Raw genomic sequence first — 18,076 nt, 5'->3', positions numbered from 1 at the left:
GGTATTCTGTCGGCGGCGTTTTTGTTTTGTGCCAGTACCGACGAACCACCGCTTGAGCGATAAACAGGCTCGGAATCAGTGCGAGCCCGCCCATGAACGATCCGTGGTTATGGATGATTTATGGGCGTGATGAGATTGGATTGATCGGTGGCCTAACGTTTGAGTTCAGCGGATGCCGAAGCCAGTCCGCTGGAACGAAGGGTTAGGCGTTGCGGTTGGCACAAGCGGGAGGGAGTTGTCGAGAGCCACCGCTCCATCTGGTGAATATGCTCTGACCTAAAGTTGCTTGGCACCTGCTGCGAGCAACTGTTGGTGAACGCCGAAAAAGTCTTCGATATGCCGTGTACCAACTATCTGGTCGTTTTTGAAGTAGTGAAACTCCATAGTCATTAGTTCGACGGATGCTCCAACAACTGAAAGACCAGGGAACGGTCCCTTCTGGACTCCCCGAAGCGCACACCGACACGCCACGACGTCAGGCCCGCACTCATAGATTTCTTCCACTGAATAGACAAGATCTGAAAGTACGGACTGGAGATAACCAACCGTGCCCTTTTGACCATCTCTTCCGCCAGGGTTTCCTGGCACGGCTGGTATAGGTTGCCAATCAGGGGCAAGAATCTGATCGAATTCAGAGACATCCCCCGTTGTGAACACCTCGTAGAACTTGCGAACTGCGGCTACGTGCTTGGACATGTTTCGATATCCTTTTGGAGTGAGATTCATTGATTCGGACAGATGGAGCAGCGTGGGGTCAATTTGCGACGCCTAACTATTAAGTGAGCCGGCGTAGCCGGCGACAATTGCGGGTCGGCTTATCTCCGGCGACGACTCTGACAATAAAATCCAAATCGGTTGCAATACCCATCAGCTATCCCTCATTGTCAACGTTATATCTCCCGCCAAAAGCCGCCTGGGTTGGCGGGTTATCTCCCTAACGGTTGGCGGGTTATTCCAGCCAGCGCTCCCGCTATCATAAATTATAGACGATCGGCTGGGCTGTTGACGCCTCTGCCGCCACGATTCAACACATGCGTGTAAATCATCGTCGTGCTGACATCGCGGTGGCAAAGGAGTTCCTGAACTGTGCGGATGTCATAGCCGTCCTCAAGCAAATGGGTCGCAAATGAATGTCTGAATGTGTGCGGAGTCGCTGGCTTTGCCAGCCCTGCCTTGCGTACGGCTTGTTTCACAGCCTTCTGTAACACGCATTCGTGCAAGTGATGTCTGTGTTGCTCTCCAGTTGCTCGATCGGTGTAGTGACTAGTTGCGGGAAATAGCCACTGCCATCCCCATTCTTTTATCGCGTTAGGATATTTGCGATCCAGGGCGTTCGCAGGACGACTCGGCCCAAGCCGTTTTCGAGATCGCGCCGATGTTGCTCCTTGATTATTTCAAGATGCTTTGCGAGGGGTTTTTTCACCGCCGTCGGGAGCATCGTGTGGCGGTCTTTATCGCCCTTACCCGCGCGCACGTCGACATTCAGGATCGCCGTGCCTTCCGGCTCGGTGAGGTCGTAACCTTTCACGAATCCAGTCGCATCTTGGCGGTAGCGCTCGCGTCGTTCGGCGTCGCGGTTGACGTGATAGATCAGCTTCTGCACTTGATAGAGGCTCATAGTAATCAATCCAGTTTTTCATGCAGCCAGCTAATCACGGTCTTGAAAATATTCGGGATCGCGCCCATGTGGCCGCCGGGGAAAAGGCGAATGGTTTTGGGCGTGCCATGTTCGAGCAATAAATAAAAATCTTCCAAAGGCACCTGCTTGTCTTCCTTGCCGTTGACGATCAGCAGCGGCGCTGAGGGTTTGTCGAGCAAGGCTTGATCGAGCAGAGACAGCGCCGGCATCACGGCGCACAGCTCGTCGAAAGTTTTCTTGCCGAATAAATTGGCGCGCGCTTCGATGAGATCGAAAAGATAGGAGTCGGCGTGGCGCGAACGTTCTTGCCATTGCGCTTGAAAAAAATGGTGTACGCCGCCGCCCCAGTTGACCGCGGCGCGCAATTTATCCGGCGCCATGTGGGCGAGCTTGGTCGACCAGTGGCCGCCGAAGCTGGCGCCGACCGCGGCGATTCTATTACCGTCCACTTCGGGCCGCTTTAGTAGATACTCCAGCACCGCCAGATGCACTTGATGGGCGTCGGGACCGGCGAGCATCGGACATTCGCCGGTGCCGGGGCTGTCGATGATGAAGCAGCCCCAGCCTTCTTTGACGAAGTTCTCACCGAAGGAGTGGCGTTCTTCTTTCCAGTTGTCGATGCCGCCCCAGTGCATGATCATCGGCGCCGGAAATTTTTTCGGCAAACGTAAGTGGCCGACTATTACTTTACCTTGAAACGGAATCGCCACACGCTCGACGGCAATGTCGAAATATTTTGACGCGGCGAGAAACATCTCGCGGGTTTTCTGGTAGCCGTGATGTTTGCCCGGTGTGCTCGGAAACGGATGGCGGGCGATGCCGTAGTAGCCGTAGGATTTTAGAAAAGCGTCCTTCGCTTGCGCGCCATTGCCGGATTTTTCCGCGCTCAGCGCGGTTGCTTCCCAACGGGAACCGAGTGCGTTCCATGCCGCCGCCCAAGTTTCGCCTTCGAAGTTTGCCATTTGCGCCAGCGCTTCTTCGGATTCGGCTCGGTCGGCGTGGAGAAACGGCGCGCGCTGGCCGACGCGGCCGCGAATATCGTCTTTGACTTCATTCAATGTGCGCGGTTCGCTCATGGATCGATTCCCTCAAATTCTTTTTCCGTATCTAATGCCTAAACCGGATTGACGTCAATGAGCGCGGCGAACGGACGTGCTATTTTTGACTCTTTCGGGGTTGACCTTTACGATTCACCATGTCATCCAAATACTTCAATCGGTCTTTACAGAAATTCTCATTTCGAAATAGTTTTCCGCAACCAGCGCGGAGTGGATTTATGGCTACCATCATTGACGGCAAGGCCGTCGCAAAAGAAGTTCAAAAAAAAATCAAAGAAGAAGTCGATGGACTTGAGCGACGTTGGCACCTGGTGCCGGGGCTCGCCGTGGTTTTGGTCGGCGACGATCCGGCATCGCATATTTATGTGCGTAACAAAGAGAAAGCTTGCCTCGAAGTCGGCATCAAGTCTTTCGAGCATTTTTTACCGGCGACGATCTCGGAACGAGACTTACTCGCGTTGGTGCATCAGCTCAACAAGGACAAAGCGGTGCACGGCATTTTAGTTCAGTTGCCGCTGCCGCCCCACATTCATGCCGAGAAAATTCTCGAAGCGATTTCACCGCACAAAGATGTCGATGGTTTTCATCCGGTGAGTCAGGGCATGCTCGTGCTCGGCGGTGCTGGTTTTAAGCCTTGCACGCCGATGGGCATCATGAAATTGCTCGAAGCGGCGGGCTGCGATCCCAAAGGTAAAAACGCCGTGGTGGTGGGGCGGAGTAATATCGTCGGCAAACCGGTGGCGCTGATGCTGTTGGAAAAGCACGCGACCGTGACAATTTGCCATTCACGCACGGCGAGCTTGCGCGACGAAGTCGGTCGCGCCGATATACTCGTCGTCGCCATCGGCAAGGCCGGCCTGGTGCGCGGCGATTGGGTGAAGCCGGGCGCGGTGGTAATTGATGTCGGGGTCAATCGCTTGCCCAACGGCAAATTGGGCGGCGATGTCGATTTCGAAACTGCCAAAGACCGAGCTTCGGCAATCACTCCGGTTCCCGGCGGTGTCGGACCGATGACCATCTGCATGCTGCTGTTCAATACTTTGAAAGCGGCGAAGGATTCCATGCAGCGGGATCATTAAGCGATCGGTGTCCATTTCAACCATCGTGGCGGCCACACTTAAAAGAACTCCGCTGTACAGTGCGCATCGGCGCGCCGGCGCGAAGTTGGTCGATTTCGCCGGCTGGGAGATGCCGGTGCAATATCAGGGCGTCATCGACGAGCACTTGGCGGTGCGCCGCCGTGCCGGCCTGTTCGATGTCAGCCATATGGGCGAGATCGAAGTGCGCGGCGCCGGCGCCTTGGAATTTTGCCAAGGGTTGAGCGCCAATGATGTCGGCCGGCTGGAAATTTTTCAGGCGCAATATAATTTGCTGCTCAATGAGCGCGGCGGCGTGGTCGATGACGTGATTATTTACCGCGTCAAGGCGGATGCCTATTTTATCTGCGTCAACGCTTCGAACAGCGATAAAGATTTTGCTTGGCTCAGTGAACGAGCGCGGAGCGACGTCGAAGTTGAAAACCAGAGCGCATTGTACGGCCAGTTGGCCTTGCAAGGTCCGGCGGCGGTAAAAATCTTGGCGCCGCTGACGGCGGCGAGGTTGGATGAGATAAAATCATTTCACTTCGCCTTCGCCGATGTCGCGACGATCCGCTGTATGATCGCTCGCACCGGCTATACCGGTGAGGATGGTTTCGAGCTTTATTGCCACGCCGATCACGCCGAGCGGCTATGGGATATTTTATTGACGGCCGGCGCGCCGGATGGTTTAGTTCCAGTCGGATTGGGCGCGCGCGACACCTTGCGATTGGAAAAGGCTTTTCCGCTTTACGGTCATGAGCTCGACGATTCGACGACGCCGTTGGAAGCGGGTCTGGCTTGGGTAACTAAGCTGGCCAAGCCGGCTTTTCTCGGCCGCGAGATTTTACTCAAGCAAAAGTCTGAAGGTGTGGCGCGTAAACTAGTCGGCTTGGAAATGTTGGCGCCGGGAATCGCGCGCAGCGATTACCCCTTGAAAAAAAACGGCCGGCCCGTCGGCCGGGTGACCAGCGGCACGATGTCGCCGTCGCTGGAAAAAACCATTGCTCTGGCCTACGTCGAGAGCGCGGAGGCGGCCATCGATAACGTCATCGACGTGGAAATCCGCCGCCGCACCGTGCCGGCGCGGATTGTTGCATTGCCATTTTATCGCCGTTAGCGGCGCAGTCAGTTCAGTGTATTAAGGAGGTTGAAGATGGAATTTCCCGAAGGTCTAAAATATTCAAAAGAACATGAATGGGTGTTGGTGGAAGGCAATACCGCCACCATCGGCATCACTGAATTCGCTCAAGCAGAGCTCGGCGATCTTGTATTCGTGGAGTTACCCGAAGTCGGCGAGAAAATCGTCAAGGACGATCCCTTCGGCGCGGTGGAGTCGGTCAAGGCGGTGTCGGACATTTACGCGCCGGTGAGCGGCATGGTATTGGAGATCAATGACGTGCTGCCGGATAATCCCGAAACCATCAACGACGATCCCTACGGCGACGGCTGGATGATCCGCGTCAAGCTGAGCGATCAAGATGATCTCAAGGATTTGATGGACGAAGACGAATACGGCGAGTACGTCGCTCAGCAAAAAGATGACGATGACGACGATGAGGACGAAGACGACGAGTCCGAAGAAGAAGAAGACGAAGAAAAGTAATTGTCCATGCGCTACACGCCGCACACCTCCGCCGATCAGGAGCGCATGCTCGATGCGCTCGGCTTGGCTTCCATCGATGATCTGTTTCGCCATGTGCCGGCGGCGCTGCGCGAGCGCGCCCATATTGCTCTGCCCGACGGCCTGACCGAACTAGCGGTGCGCCGGCGGATGGCCCATTTGGCGGGGCAAAACATCGGCGCCGCCGATTGGAGTTTTTTTCTTGGCGGCGGCATTTATCATCACTTCATTCCGAGCGCGGTGGACGCGACGATTTCGCGGGCGGAATTTTCTACTTCCTACACGCCTTATCAACCCGAGGTGAGTCAGGGCACGCTGCAAGCGCTGTTCGAATATCAGACGCTGATCTGCCAGCTCACCGGCATGGAAGTTTCCAATGCGGCGGTCTACGACGGCGCGTCGGCGGCGGCCGAAGCGGTGCTGATGGCGCGGCGCATCCAGCCGGACAAAAAGCGCCGCGTGTTAGTTTCGCGCGCGCTCCATCCGCAGTATCGCGCCGTCATCGCCAGCTATTTTAAAAATCTCACGGACGTTGTCCTGGAAGAAATAGCCTTCGATGGCAGCGGCGCCACGGATCTCGACGCGCTAACGCGCCAGCTCGACGATCGGACGATGTGCGTCTTGCTCGGCTATCCGAATTTTTTCGGGGTCATCGAAGATTTAGCGCCGGTTAAAGCGGCCTGTGTCAAGGCCGGCGCCCAGTTGATCTCAGTGACCAGCGAGCCGTTGTCGTTGGCTCTGCTCAAACCGCCCGGCGATTTCGGCGTCGATATCGCCGTCGGCGAAGGCCAGAGTCTCGGCGTGCCTATGAGTCTCGGCGGGCCGGCCTTTGGATTTTTCGCCTGCCAGAAAAAGTTCGTGCGCAACATACCCGGCCGGCTGGTGGGCGAGACCGTCGATAGCGAAGGGCGGCGTGGGTTTGTGCTGACGCTGGCGACCCGAGAGCAACATATTCGGCGCGAGAAGGCGACCTCCAACATTTGCACCAGTCAAACCCTATGCACCTTGGCGGCGACGGTTTATATGGCGCTGCTCGGGAAATCCGGCATGCGGCGCATCGCTGAAGTCAATTTAGCGCGGGCCCACGGCGCTAAAGCTGAGTTGATCGCGCAGGCCAAGCTGGAGCGAGTTTTTTCCGGACCGTTTTTCAACGAGTTCGTACTCCGAGATAAATATCTCGAGCGCAGTTTCGCGCGCACGGCGGACAAAAAAATCCTTCCCGGCATCCGTTTGGAACCCTGGTATCCCGAATTGAAAGATTGTCTGCTCGTCTGCGCCACCGAAATGAATGAGCGAGAGGAGATCGTCGAACTTGTCCGAACCATCGCCGGATAAAAAACTTTCGCAAGTGGCCGAGCCCAAGTTGCTGTTCGAAAGCGGTTCGGCGGGCCGGAGCGCGGTGGTTTGGCCGTCGGAAGGGGATGGAGTTGAAACCCTGCTGCCGGCGTCGTTGCTGCGCGACGACATCGCCGGCTTTCCCGAGTTGGGCGAGCTCGAAGTGCTGCGCCATTTCACCCGCCTGTCGCAACGTAATTTTTCCATCGAGAGCCAGTTCTATCCGCTCGGCTCTTGCACGATGAAATACAATCCCAAGATCAACGAAGTGGTGGCGCGCTTTCCCGGCTTTGCCGCGCTCCATCCGCTGGCGCCCGCCGCCATGCTCCAGGGCGCGCTGGCGTTGCTTTACGATTTGGAAGTCATGTTGGCGGAGATCAGCGGCATGGACCATGTCAGCTTGCAGCCCTCCGCGGGAGCCCAGGGCGAGCTTACCGGTTTGATGTTGATCCGCGCGTGTTTGGCTGAGCGCGGCGATCCGCGCAAGAAAATTATCGTCCCCGACACCGCCCATGGCACCAATCCGGCGAGTTCGACGCTATGCGGCTACGACGTTATGCAAATCTCCTCCAACGAACGCGGCGTCATCGATGCCGCCGCCGTGGCTAAAATGATGGATGAGGACGTCGCGGCGATCATGATCACAAATCCCAATACTCTCGGACTTTTCGAGACCAACATCGAAGCGATTGCCGAGGTGGTGCACGGCCGCGGTGGCATGGTTTATCTCGATGGCGCCAATCTCAATGCGCTCATGGGCATCGCCAAGCCCGGCCATATGGGCGTCGATGTCTTGCACATGAATCTGCATAAAACCTTTTCCACACCCCACGGCGGTGGCGGGCCCGGCGCCGGACCCGTAGCTGTGCGCAGCCATTTGCGCGACTATTTGCCGGTGCCGCGTATCGTTAAAAATAGCGATCGATTCGAGTTGCTGGAAGTTGCCGCGAAATCGGTGGGCCGCGTGCGCTCTTACTTCGGCAACTTCGGCGTGTTGGTACGCGCCTACACCTATATTGTTTCCTTGGGCGGCGATGGTCTGGAAAACGCCAGCCGCATGGCGCTCCTCAATGCCAACTATATTCGCAAGAAATTAGAAAAAGATTATCAGATCGCCTACGACCAGCCGTGCATGCATGAATGCATTTTCACCGATCGCATCCAGCACCGCAGCGGCGTCAGCACCCTCGGAATCGCTAAGCGCTTGTTGGATTACGGTTACCATCCGCCGACGATTTATTTTCCCCTAGTGGTTTCCGGCGCCTTGATGATCGAGCCCACCGAAACCGAGACGCCGGAAACCCTCGACGGTTTCATCGCCGCCATGCTGGCCATTGCCCAAGAGGCACGCCAAGATCCCGAGCTGGTCAAACAAGCGCCGCACTCGACGCCGGTGCGCCGTCTGGATGAAGCGCGAGCCGCGCGCAAGCCGGTGCTGCGTTGGCAAGCGAATTCAACGTCAGAAGAATCCTAAGAATGTCTTTTCGTCGAGGCTCAACGGTTGAAGCGATAGTTCAAGCGGCTATCGTGATATTCCATCGATGCCGAGATCAGCAGCGGCACCGGTTTGATCCAAGTGGGAATGGGCGGAAAGGGTGCCGCGGCTTTAATCGCCCGTAAGGCTTCTTCGTCGAGCAATTGCGAACCGCTCGAGCGAATGAGGCGCAAACCATCGAGTTGCCCGTCGCCATTGATGGAAAATTCCAAAGCCAGTCGTCCCTGTAAACCGTAGCGTAGCGCCATTTCCGGATATTCCCAGCGCTGCTCGATGTTCTGTTTGATCTTGTTAAAATAACTGACGTAAACCGGATCCTTGGTGTTGAGACTAATCGGACTGCCGGTGCGGCCGTCAGACGAAGAGTAAGTAATCGACGGAAGGAGTTCTTTCAGCGTCGGTAAATTGCGCTCGGCGATCTCGGCTTTTTCGGGAATCACTTCACGCGGCGGCGGATTGAGATTTCGCTCGCTCGTAAACGCCTTCTCGCGCGCCGGCGCAGTGGGTTCTTTGCTCGGCGCTTTGTCATTCTTGGCCACCACTGTGGGACGCTTCGGGGAAACTGTGGCGGCGCGAGCCGCTTTGGGCGCAGGGCTCGGTGGTTGGCTTTTTTTCTCCGCCGGTGGGAGCAGTGAAACCGCGATGGATTCGGGTTGCTGGGTGCGGCTCAAGGGTTGAGCTTTGATTATTAGTAAGACAATGGCCGAGATGTGAATCGCGATCGACAGAGCGAAGAATCGGCTCAGGGTGGTGTTTAAAAGCATCACGATCGTATAGTATCGCGCTAGCCTAAAAACGGACGACGCAATAGCTTGAAGTTTGTCCGCCCGCGGTTAACTTCGATTCGGCTCGACGGAGGCGCGATGTTTGGATTGGGAATCGGCGAACTCTTAGTGATCTTGGTCATCGTCATGGTGCTGTTCAACCGGCGCTTGCCTGACTTGGGCGAAGGGCTCGGCAAAAGCATTCGAAAATTTCGCAAAGCGGTCAGCGACTCCGACGATATTGACATCACGCCGAAGGACGATTCGCACAAGCCGTAGCGTGGTCTTAGTTTAAACCTCACTTTCGGCGAATGCCACCTCGCAGATGAAATCTTTGGCGCTCTTGGCCGATTTCAAAAATACCATTGTAAAGGGCAGGGATTCTCCGGGCGGCATTTTGAAGCTCAGCGGCTTCAGGTTTTGTAGGTTGGGGATTTCTTCCAGCGTCGTGCCCCGGAGTATTTTCGCCGAGAGCGTATTGCCGATCCAGATCGTCTGTTGTTCCATCTCCTTGCCGGCATCGTTGAACAGTTTGCCGGCCAGCTGGATCTCGCGGATCACCACCGGGTTCTGATTGACGGCTACGCCGGTGATGACAAATACCTCCCGATTTCTCTCGATCGTTTGGTAACCGCCGCGCACCGAGCGCAGCAGAATGCTGTCCTTGAGATGATTGTTCTTGAGGACCGATGCGCCGAGCAGCGGGATTTTTCTTAAAAATTCTTCCGACGCTTTCGAATGAGAATAGGAAAACACCGCCAGCAGCGAAAAACCGATGGCGAGCAGGCCGAAAAGCGTCAGGTAGGGGAGAATCGACGCCTGCTGGTCCATGTAAGACGTCATGGGCAGAATATTATCGCTGTCATCGGTTTCGTCGACTTGGCCGTCGCTTGGCGGCGGCTCTTTGTGATCGGCAAATTCCGCGGCCGACTCGACAACATGCGCTGGCGCTGGGATCGGAACGACTTGCGGTAAAGTGAGGTGCGGCTCGGCTTCGGCTGCTTCCATTTCCATAGACCAAGGTTCGGGTTCGGCTGCGGTTTGAGGCGGAATCGCTTCCGCGGCATGCGCGGCGACCGTTGGCTCCGGTGAGACTATCGGAACGACCGTTTCGTCCGGTTTCTCGGCATATGTGAAGCTCAATTCCGGGTCTGATGCTGGCGGGGTCGCTTCCTCCACTGAGGCTTCAGCCGCATCTGGCTGTTCAGCCGCTTCGGTTTCCAGCTCGAAGGTGTGGCGGCAGCGTGAGCAGCGAAATGCCGGCGTGGAGCCCTTCAATACATCATCGGAAACTTTGTAGGTTGTCTTGCAATTGGGACATTGAACCAGCATAGATAACCTTTCTTTGAAAAGTGACAGTGGCTGAGGAAAAGGCAAAGAAATCAACGCGATTCTAGTTGAATTCGCGCAAACGTCAAGGTTTTGTCTCAACAAGTCGTTTTACTCGCTGAATATTCCTCTTACGCTTACGTCTAACTGGCAGGATCGTTGTGGAGCTGAGCGACTCGGAACTCGTAAAGAAGAGCCAAGCCGGCGAGACCAGCGCGTTTCAAGAGCTGGTCTCGCGCTATCACCAGAAAGTTTTTATGGTGATTCTCGGTTTACTACGCAACCGGGAAGACGCGCTCGATGTAGCCCAGGATACTTTTTTTCGTGCCTTTCGAAAGATTAACAGTTTCCAAGGCGGCTCGTCTTTCTATACGTGGATCTATCGAATCGCGGTGAACATGTCGATCGACGCCCAACGGAAACAGAAGCGTAATCCGTTGGATTTTCGCGAATCCATGGACGACGTGATGGAAGCCCAGAACGAGGTTGCCAAGGATCCCTTCGCCGACGTGCAAGATAAGGAGTTAAGGGAAAAGTTGACCCTGGCGATTAACGATTTAACACCGGATCACAAGGCGGTGATCGTGCTGCGAACACTTGAAGGTCTTTCATACAAAGACATCGGCGAGATTCTCGGCTGTTCCGAAGGCACGGTAATGAGCCGGCTCCATTATGCGAGAAAAAAATTGCAAGATAAGTTGAGTGCGTTTTTATGAATAACTGTGAAACCATCCGTGAATCCATCGGCCGCTGGCTCGATGGTGAATTGAAGGCCACCGACAGTGAGTCGGTGCGGCTTCACCTCGCCGGCTGCGCTGATTGCAACGTGGCGCGCCAGCAACTGGAAAAATTGCAGCTGGTGCTCAAGGAAGATCTGACGGCGCAATCGGCCAGTATCGACTTTCTACCGTTTTGGCGCGGCGTGCAGCAGCGCATCAACCAAAAGCGCGCCTGGCATGAAGATTTGTCGGAATGGTTCCGCGAGTTTTTTACCGCGCCGCGAATCGCTTGGGCGGTGCCGGTGGTGATCGTTTTGGTGCTCGGACTTTTTTCTCTCGATTCCTATCTGCCGGGACGGGGTGGGCGCGATAATTTCGCTTCGGTGGAGTCGATTGACGCCCATGGCCGGAGCGTGGCGCTGATACGGGAAGATCAGAGCAAGACGACGGTCATTTGGCTTTATCAAGATCAAGAAGGTGAAAATGAAACTGCTGCTGAAGAAGCTTCCAAGTCTAGCCCTACTTTTTAGCGCCTTTCTTTTGTCGGCCGAGGGGCCGGCCCGCACGGCGGAAAAAAATCCTCAGTCGGTTCAAGTGACGATTCGGTCGATTCTCGCGGGCAACAACGCGGATGAATTCGATGTCAAGCTCAAGGGCATGGAGCAACAGTTAAAGTCGCTCAAGTATCGCTCTTACCGTTCGCTTAAAGATGACAGTAAAGTTGTTCCCTGGCTGGGTTCGCAATCTTTCGAGATTCCCGGCGGCCGCACGCTGACGGTGGTGCCCCAAGAGTTTCAAGATAATCGCATCGCGGTGAAAGTGCGGCTCACGGCAGGCGACAAACCGGTGGTTGACACGACAGTGAAAATTCCCAACAAAGGAAATTTTATTTTAGGCGGGCCGGCCCATGAAGGCGGCGTCCTGGTGCTCTCGATCTCGGCGGCGGCGCAGTAATCTCGTCTATCCTTTAGCGCCGCTTGTCGGTCGCTTCGACACTCACACCTTTTCTCTTGAGCCAGGCGATCGCCTTGGCAACTTCTTTCGGCGCGCCTTCGAATTTCAATGAAACCAGCGCCATTTCGGACGTCACGGTGGAGCCGCGAATATTGAAGATGACGTCGAACCTTTTGGCCAATAGGCTGAGCACGGGTTCGTTGATCAGCTTCTCGGGAAACGTCAGATAGACTCGCTCACGCACGGTGGTCGGTTCTGTTTTTGTCGCCATAAAATTATCAAATCGAGAATTTCATATTGCCCACGGCCATGCGGTCGCGCCAGCCGACCCATAAGTTAGTCGTCAGATATTTGTCGCCGAAGTCCGGGAAGATCGTCACGACGATGCCCGACTCCAGTTTGCGCGCGACTTTGAGCGCGGCGCAGAGAGCGGCGCCCGATGACTGGCCGACCAGAACTCCTTCTTCCTGGCTCAAGCGATAGACCATCGAGTAGGCATCTTCCGTCGACACGGCAATCTTATCGTCGAGTTCCGCCTCATGATAAATTCCCGGCACGATGGAACTCGCCATATGTTTTAATCCTTCGAGTCCATGCAGCGCGTCGTCCGGTTCCACGGCGATCACCTGAATGTTGGGATTGACCTCTTTCAAGTAGCGGCCGGCGCCCATGACGGTGCCGCCGGTGCCGATGCCGGCGAGGAAATGGCTGACGCCGCCGTCGGTTTGTCGATAAATCTCCGGACCGGTGTTTTCGTAGTGGGCCTGGGGATTCATCGGGTTAAAATATTGATCCGGCTTGTAATACTTCTCTGGGTCGGCTTGCAAAACTTCCCGGCACAAGCGAATCGCGCCGTCGGAACCTTCCATGGGATCGCTGAAAGTCATTTTCGCGCCGTAGGCGTTGATGATCAACTTACGCTCGTTGCCGACATTTGCCGGAATCACCAGCTCCACCGGATAACCGAGCACGCTGCCGATCAACGCCAGGGCGATGCCGGTATTTCCCGAGGTCGCGTCGAGAATGGTTTTGCCGGGATGAAGTTTACCCGAGCGCAAACCTTCTTGAATCATGCGCCAGGCCGGCCGGTCCTTGACCGAACCGCCGGGATTCATGCCTTCTAGTTTGGCGAAAACCTTTACCCCATGTGCTAGCCCTTCGGTGATGTGGCGAATTTCCAGTAGTGGTGTGTTGCCGATCAGGTCGAGAATCGACTCGACCTTGCGCGGCTCGGTCTCAGGCGACGGTACCAAGCGTAGATTAGACGATGACCTCGCCATGATCTCTCCAGTTAAACTTACTTGCCGCCGGCGATGGCCGGCACGATGGAGATGTTGTCGCCGGCTTTGAGCGCGGTTTCGAGATTCTGCAAGAAGCGAATATCGTCGCCGTTGACATAGACATTGACGAAGCGGCGCACTTTGCCGGTCTCGTCGCAGATCCGTTCTTTAATGCCGGGATAATTTTTTTCTAAATCATCGACCAGAGATTTGATATTAACGCCTTCCGCGTTCACTTCATCGGCGCCCTGGGTGTACTTGCGTAGCGGGGTAGGGACACGAACTCGCACTGACATAACGATCCTCCTCAGATTCGAAACTTATTGGATTGGGCCTAAGATAATCCGACACCGCTCCCCTTGCAAGGCGATGGGTTTGGAATCGTGTGTGGCGACCGATCGCCGCGAATCAGTTTTGTGCAGTGCTGCTCGGGCCGATGCGGGCAAATAGCGCGTCGAACTGTTCCAGCGTCGCGCTGATGGGGTGGGGCTTTTCGACGCACGGGGCGACCGCTTCCAGACTCTTATAACCGTTGCCCGTGATACTGATGACGATGGATTCGTCGCGCGGAATGCGCCCTTGCTCGATGAGTTTCTTGGCCACCGCAACTTCGGCGCCGCCGGCGGGTTCGGTAAAGATGCCTTCGGTGCGCGCCAGTAATTTAATTGCGTCGAGAATTTCTTCATCGCTGGCGCTTTCACCCCAGCCGCCGGATTCTTTCAACACTTGCAGCACATAGTAGCCGTCGGCGGGATCGCCGATAGCGATGGAGCTGGCAATGGTGTTGGGTTTCACCGGCTTGACGATATCGTTGCCTCGATGCAGCGCTTCGATGATCGGCGCGCAGCCCGAGGCTTGTGCCGAATAAATTTTGCAGCCGCTTTTCGCGACCAAGCCGACATCGATCAGCTCGTGAAAACTCTTGGCCAACTTCGGGAGAATTGTCCCGCCCGCGGAGGCGACGACGATATGCTGCGGCAGCTTCCAGCCCAACTGCTCGGCGATTTCGAAACCGTGGGTCTTGGCGCCTTCGGCATAGTACGGGCGCAAGTTGACGTTGACGAAGGCCCAGCCGTATTTGTCGCCGATCTCGCTGCACAGCCGATTGACGTCGTCGTAGTTGCCTCGGATGGCGACCGTGGTCGGACCGTAAATCGACGAGCCGATCACTTTTGCCGGTTCAAGGTCGTCGGGAATGAAAACGTAGCAACGCAGCCCCGCCACCGCCGCGTGAGCGGCCACGGAGTTGGCCAAGTTGCCGGTGGACGCGCAGGCGACGGTGTCGAAGCCGAACTCCAATGCTTTGGAAATCGCCAACGAGACCACGCGGTCTTTATAAGAAAACGTCGGATGGTTCACCGAGTCGTCTTTGATGTACAGTTCTTTGACGCCCAGCGCGGTGGCGAGACGATCGGCGCGCACCAAGGGGGTAAACCCGGAATACAAGCCGACCCGCGGTTCGCCGTCGATGGGCAACAGTTCGCGATAGCGCCACAGATTGCGCTCGCGGCTAGCGATCTTTTCCCGGCTGATGGATTTCTTGATGGCGGCGAAATCGTACTCGATCTCCAGCGGTCCGAAGCAGCTGTCGCAAACATGGCGCGGCGTCTGAAGATATTTCTCGCCGCATTCGCGGCATTCGAGGCCAATGACAAAGCCCATGACTAGTTTGCTCGCTCGCCGCAACTGTTGCAGTTGGGATCGCGCTGTACTTCGATATCGCGAAATTTCATATTTTTGGCGTCGTAAACCAGTAAGCGATTAGTGAGCAGACCGGTTTCGAAGCCGGCTAAATATTTTATCGCTTCGGTGGCTTGAATCGTTCCCAGCGTGCCGGCGACGGCGCCGAGAATGCCGGAGGCTTGGCAATTTAAAATCTCTTCGGGTGGTGGCGGCGCTTTGAACAGGCAACGGTAGCATGCCGATTTGCCGGGGATCACCGTCATCGTCTGCCCCTGGAGCCGGACAATGCCGGCGTGGGAAAAAGCGATGTTCAACTTTATCGCGGTATCGTTGACGAGAAATTTAGTATCGAAGTTGTCGCTGCCGTCGACGATGAAATCATATTCAGCGGCGATCGCTTCCGCGTTCTCCGCATCAAAGCGTACGGGATAGGTTTTCACTTCGACATCGGGGTTTAGTTCGCTGAGAGTCGCTTTCGCCGAATCGACTTTTTGCCGGCCGATGTCCGCCGTTGCGTGAAGAATTTGCCGCTGCAAATTCGACAGCTCCACTTTATCGGGGTCGACGATGCCTAAAGTTCCGATGCCCGCCGCGGCAAGATAAAAAGCCGCGGGCGAACCCAAGCCGCCGGCGCCAATAATGAGCACCCGCGCCGCGCGCAGATGCATCTGCGCCGCGCCGCCGAGATCCGGCACCATGATCTGGCGGCTGTAACGTTCGATCTGATCTGGAGTGAGTCGTGTCGCCATTTGCCTGTTGCAAAAAATACCTTTTCTCGTGCGAAATGAGAAGAGCCGGCACGATTCCACTTTTCGGGATTCGATGTCGTCATGGGAGGCAACTTTAACAATATGCTAAAAGGATTCGGTCAACTGCGAGCCGTCGCCTTTGAAGTTCGTCGCTTTGACCGTGCCGGCGACGCCGACTCTGCCCGTCGACGGCTGGACGGTGAGAGAGGACTGAGCGTAGAGGTTGGGGGAGAATGCGATGAGCAGCGAGGCGATGGTTGCGGCGATGAGTGCGCTGCGGGCTTTGGTGTTATGGCTGGCGAACATGATTGCTACCTCCTGATCGTGTGGAACATGTTTTTTAAGAGTTTTGTTGTCGAGTAATCAAAAAAAGTCGCATCCGAGTTCCTAAACTTTCCAGTCCCTAAATCCGTAAAACCCGTTGCGGAAGTAAAATAAGTCGATAGAGATCCGACATCAGTCTCGATTCCCAAGATTGTACAGATTGAGATTCTGCTGAAAAACCCGTCAATTTAATTTCCCATAACCGCGATCTAACGCTTCGGGTAGCAAGATAGTTTTGCGAAAGGTCGATTTTCATCGGCAACGCTGCCATCGCCAATAAAATGAACGGCCCCGAGCCCTCAAGCCGGGCTGAGCGCCGGCGTTCTCATCTGGAACGCGAGCAGACTTAGATATCGTTTCACGTTGCACGCCGCCCCCATGAAGTAATTCGACAAACCGACGCGGTTGAGGCCCCGATATTTTGTCTGTCTCATCCCATGCCCGCGCAGCAACTCGCTGTGCGTTGCTTCGATGCCGTTTCTCGGATGCATGCTCTTTGAAAACCCGCTCTGTTTCATTTCTCTGCGCCGCCGCTCGACCAGATCGTGACGCAGTCCGACGACTAAAGTTCTCCGGCCGTTCTTGGAATGCGTACACTGCTTTTGTACCGGACAGCCATCACATTGATTGCCCCACTCGATGCGGTAGTACTCGGTTCCCTGGTAATTATCTTTGATGCGGCTGCATTGACTGCTTAAGTTACCCTGGGGACAAACCGCCTGACGCTTGTCGACATCAACCTGGAACGCATCGCTATTGTACGGCCCCTTGTGCGGGTCGGGACGGCACGGCCCTAATAACTCCAGGCCGTTTTGTTCCGCCTGCGTTAAAGTATGCTCAGTCACATACCCGGCATCCGTGTACATCGCATCAGGTATAATCTCATGATGCTCTTGCTCTCTTTTGAGCACTTCGGTTAAACCGGCCATCTCGTCCTGGGCCGCTTCGGTGGTGAACATCTCGGTAATGAAATGTTTAGCCGGCTCGCCCTTTTCCTTGATCGGCTCTTGGGGATCGACCGTCTCGGCGACGTGCACTTTGTAGCCGGTCCACTGTTTAGTCTTCTTATCGGCGTAATGGGCATCGGGATCATGCGGGTTGTGTACCGCGCGAGGGGGCCGCTGGGTGATAAGTTCCAGCTTTCCCTCGACTACTTCGAACTGCTCGTCTAAGACTCGCCGCAAGAGTTGCACCGCTTCACGTTCAGCGAGCTTGGGGTTCTCTGTGGCGATCCACTCCAGCAGGTCTCTCATGTCTTGCCCACATTGCCGATGGCGGTTGGTTTGCTCGGGTTTGCTTAACCGCCAATCCAGATTGTTCTCGACATACAACGCCCACAGTCGGTCCCAAAATTCTGGCCGCGTTTTCTTCCCCACTTCTGCTTTCAAATCCTCCAATGCCAAGCGTAGCGTTTCCATCGCGCACTCCATCCAGCTCATCGCTTTGACGTATCCCACAATGTGGGTGCTATCGAGCCGCTGCTTGCCCTTGCGCTTGACCAATCCCAGCTCGATCAACAAATCCACCACCCCGTCAAAGATCATTCGCTCGGCTTTTTGCTCTTCCAGCCGGTCGCGAAAATAAACCAACACCGTGGCATGAAACCCGCCGTAGTCCAGTTCCAAATCCAGGGCGTACTTCCAGCCCAGATGATAGACCACCTGCTCGCTGGCTCTTCGGTCTGCCACTTTCTCTATAAACTGGAGCAGCGTCACCCCGCAAAGCAGCACCGGATCGATCGGCGGCCGGCCGTTCTCGGCGCAGTAAAGCGCTTCAAACTTAGGCCCAAGCTCCAAAAGCTTGGGCCAGATCTTTTCCCGAAACAGCCGGTAGCGGTTGGTTTGTCAATGGCGGAGAGAAAATGTGCCAGATAGCGGCGCAATAGTGTACCAGTCAGGTTAAGGAACCTCTGAACAACTGCCCTGGAAGCAGGGCAGCGGAGGATAGATCGTTTTTTTCGTAATGAGTTACAGTTTTTGCGAAGTTATATCAGATTACATTTTGCTCTCGCGGTTAATAGGGTCCTTAGTTTTGCCTCGATTTGCCC

General features: G+C 55.6%; 22 protein-coding genes. 9 read left to right on the top strand and 13 right to left on the bottom strand.

The window, feature by feature from the left end; all coding sequences use genetic code 11:
- Window positions 1–276: 276 nt before the first annotated feature.
- From EXR70_15495 to EXR70_15480, 4 genes are all read right to left on the bottom strand, one after another.
- Window positions 277–726 carry a hypothetical protein gene (locus EXR70_15495; protein ID MSP39891.1) on the bottom strand — a complete coding sequence of 150 codons (450 nt, stop codon included), beginning with the start codon at window positions 724–726 and terminating at the stop codon, window positions 277–279.
- 254 nt (window positions 727–980) lie between these two features.
- Window positions 981–1,328, bottom strand: a complete 348-nt coding sequence (locus EXR70_15490) for a hypothetical protein (GenBank protein ID MSP39890.1) — start codon at window positions 1,326–1,328, stop codon at window positions 981–983.
- Entirely contained in the window at window positions 1,301–1,618 is a 318-nt protein-coding gene (locus EXR70_15485; GenBank protein ID MSP39889.1) for a hypothetical protein, read from the bottom strand. Before EXR70_15485 ends, EXR70_15490 begins: the two co-directional genes overlap by 28 nt.
- Window positions 1,619–1,623: 5 nt before the next feature.
- The gene (locus EXR70_15480) at window positions 1,624–2,715 is read right to left on the bottom strand and encodes an alpha/beta fold hydrolase (protein ID MSP39888.1); all 1,092 of its coding nucleotides are present in this window, start codon (window positions 2,713–2,715) and stop codon (window positions 1,624–1,626) included.
- Between the two features lie 200 nt (window positions 2,716–2,915).
- On the opposite strand from EXR70_15480, the gene folD reads away from it, so the two are divergent.
- Genes folD through EXR70_15455 form a run of 5 tightly spaced genes read left to right on the top strand, consistent with a single transcriptional unit; the run spans window position 2,916 to window position 8,206 of the window.
- Window positions 2,916–3,776, top strand: coding sequence for a bifunctional methylenetetrahydrofolate dehydrogenase/methenyltetrahydrofolate cyclohydrolase FolD (gene folD / locus EXR70_15475; GenBank protein ID MSP39887.1), 861 nt, complete (start codon window positions 2,916–2,918; stop codon window positions 3,774–3,776).
- Between the two features lie 25 nt (window positions 3,777–3,801).
- Entirely contained in the window at window positions 3,802–4,893 is a 1,092-nt protein-coding gene (gcvT, locus tag EXR70_15470) for a glycine cleavage system aminomethyltransferase GcvT (protein ID MSP39886.1), read from the top strand.
- 36 nt (window positions 4,894–4,929) lie between these two features.
- Window positions 4,930–5,379 (top strand): glycine cleavage system protein GcvH, encoded by a 450-nt coding sequence (gcvH, locus tag EXR70_15465; protein ID MSP39885.1) that lies wholly within the window; start codon window positions 4,930–4,932, stop codon window positions 5,377–5,379.
- A 6-nt stretch (window positions 5,380–5,385) separates the two neighbouring features.
- Window positions 5,386–6,732 (top strand): aminomethyl-transferring glycine dehydrogenase subunit GcvPA, encoded by a 1,347-nt coding sequence (locus EXR70_15460; protein MSP39884.1) that lies wholly within the window; start codon window positions 5,386–5,388, stop codon window positions 6,730–6,732.
- On the top strand, window positions 6,686–8,206 hold the full coding sequence (locus EXR70_15455) for a glycine dehydrogenase subunit 2 (protein MSP39883.1): 1,521 nt from the start codon (window positions 6,686–6,688) through the stop codon (window positions 8,204–8,206). Before EXR70_15460 ends, EXR70_15455 begins: the two co-directional genes overlap by 47 nt.
- A gap of 20 nt (window positions 8,207–8,226) precedes the next feature.
- On the opposite strand, the gene EXR70_15450 is transcribed toward EXR70_15455, so the two are convergent.
- Window positions 8,227–8,994, bottom strand: coding sequence for an energy transducer TonB (locus tag EXR70_15450; protein ID MSP39882.1), 768 nt, complete (start codon window positions 8,992–8,994; stop codon window positions 8,227–8,229).
- A gap of 96 nt (window positions 8,995–9,090) precedes the next feature.
- Between EXR70_15450 and EXR70_15445 the strand changes: the two genes are divergently transcribed.
- Window positions 9,091–9,270, top strand: coding sequence for a twin-arginine translocase TatA/TatE family subunit (locus EXR70_15445; protein MSP39881.1), 180 nt, complete (start codon window positions 9,091–9,093; stop codon window positions 9,268–9,270).
- A gap of 12 nt (window positions 9,271–9,282) precedes the next feature.
- Here EXR70_15445 and EXR70_15440 read toward each other — a convergent pair whose 3' ends face one another.
- The gene (locus tag EXR70_15440) at window positions 9,283–10,323 is read right to left on the bottom strand and encodes a hypothetical protein (GenBank protein MSP39880.1); all 1,041 of its coding nucleotides are present in this window, start codon (window positions 10,321–10,323) and stop codon (window positions 9,283–9,285) included.
- A gap of 119 nt (window positions 10,324–10,442) precedes the next feature.
- Between EXR70_15440 and EXR70_15435 the strand changes: the two genes are divergently transcribed.
- Genes EXR70_15435 through EXR70_15425 form a run of 3 tightly spaced genes read left to right on the top strand, consistent with a single transcriptional unit; the run spans window position 10,443 to window position 11,993 of the window.
- On the top strand, window positions 10,443–11,036 hold the full coding sequence (locus EXR70_15435; GenBank protein ID MSP39879.1) for a sigma-70 family RNA polymerase sigma factor: 594 nt from the start codon (window positions 10,443–10,445) through the stop codon (window positions 11,034–11,036).
- Complete coding sequence (locus EXR70_15430) at window positions 11,033–11,569, top strand: zf-HC2 domain-containing protein (protein MSP39878.1); 537 nt, start codon at window positions 11,033–11,035, stop codon at window positions 11,567–11,569. Before EXR70_15435 ends, EXR70_15430 begins: the two co-directional genes overlap by 4 nt.
- Entirely contained in the window at window positions 11,523–11,993 is a 471-nt protein-coding gene (locus EXR70_15425; GenBank protein ID MSP39877.1) for a hypothetical protein, read from the top strand. Before EXR70_15430 ends, EXR70_15425 begins: the two co-directional genes overlap by 47 nt.
- Before the next feature lie 13 nt (window positions 11,994–12,006).
- Here the strand turns inward: EXR70_15425 and EXR70_15420 are convergent, their stop codons facing one another.
- From EXR70_15420 to EXR70_15390, 7 genes are all read right to left on the bottom strand, one after another.
- The gene (locus EXR70_15420) at window positions 12,007–12,264 is read right to left on the bottom strand and encodes a FeS-binding protein (protein MSP39876.1); all 258 of its coding nucleotides are present in this window, start codon (window positions 12,262–12,264) and stop codon (window positions 12,007–12,009) included.
- Between the two features lie 7 nt (window positions 12,265–12,271).
- On the bottom strand, window positions 12,272–13,273 hold the full coding sequence (locus tag EXR70_15415) for a PLP-dependent cysteine synthase family protein (protein MSP39875.1): 1,002 nt from the start codon (window positions 13,271–13,273) through the stop codon (window positions 12,272–12,274).
- Window positions 13,274–13,290: 17 nt separating this feature from the next.
- On the bottom strand, window positions 13,291–13,569 hold the full coding sequence (locus tag EXR70_15410; protein MSP39874.1) for a MoaD/ThiS family protein: 279 nt from the start codon (window positions 13,567–13,569) through the stop codon (window positions 13,291–13,293).
- Between the two features lie 112 nt (window positions 13,570–13,681).
- The gene (locus EXR70_15405; GenBank protein MSP39873.1) at window positions 13,682–14,935 is read right to left on the bottom strand and encodes a threonine synthase; all 1,254 of its coding nucleotides are present in this window, start codon (window positions 14,933–14,935) and stop codon (window positions 13,682–13,684) included.
- Window positions 14,936–14,937: 2 nt separating this feature from the next.
- Window positions 14,938–15,705 carry a HesA/MoeB/ThiF family protein gene (locus tag EXR70_15400; protein ID MSP39872.1) on the bottom strand — a complete coding sequence of 256 codons (768 nt, stop codon included), beginning with the start codon at window positions 15,703–15,705 and terminating at the stop codon, window positions 14,938–14,940.
- A 105-nt stretch (window positions 15,706–15,810) separates the two neighbouring features.
- Complete coding sequence (locus EXR70_15395; protein MSP39871.1) at window positions 15,811–16,011, bottom strand: hypothetical protein; 201 nt, start codon at window positions 16,009–16,011, stop codon at window positions 15,811–15,813.
- A gap of 317 nt (window positions 16,012–16,328) precedes the next feature.
- Window positions 16,329–17,855 carry an IS1182 family transposase gene (locus EXR70_15390; protein MSP39870.1) on the bottom strand — a complete coding sequence of 509 codons (1,527 nt, stop codon included), beginning with the start codon at window positions 17,853–17,855 and terminating at the stop codon, window positions 16,329–16,331.
- Between the last annotated feature and the right edge of the window lie 221 nt (window positions 17,856–18,076).

The sequence above is a fragment of the Deltaproteobacteria bacterium genome (assembly GCA_009692615.1).
Classification (GTDB): domain Bacteria; phylum Desulfobacterota; class Binatia; order UBA9968; family UBA9968; genus DP-20.
The sequence above is the reverse complement of the archived record's forward strand: the minus strand, read 5'-3'. Positions and strand labels throughout refer to the sequence as shown.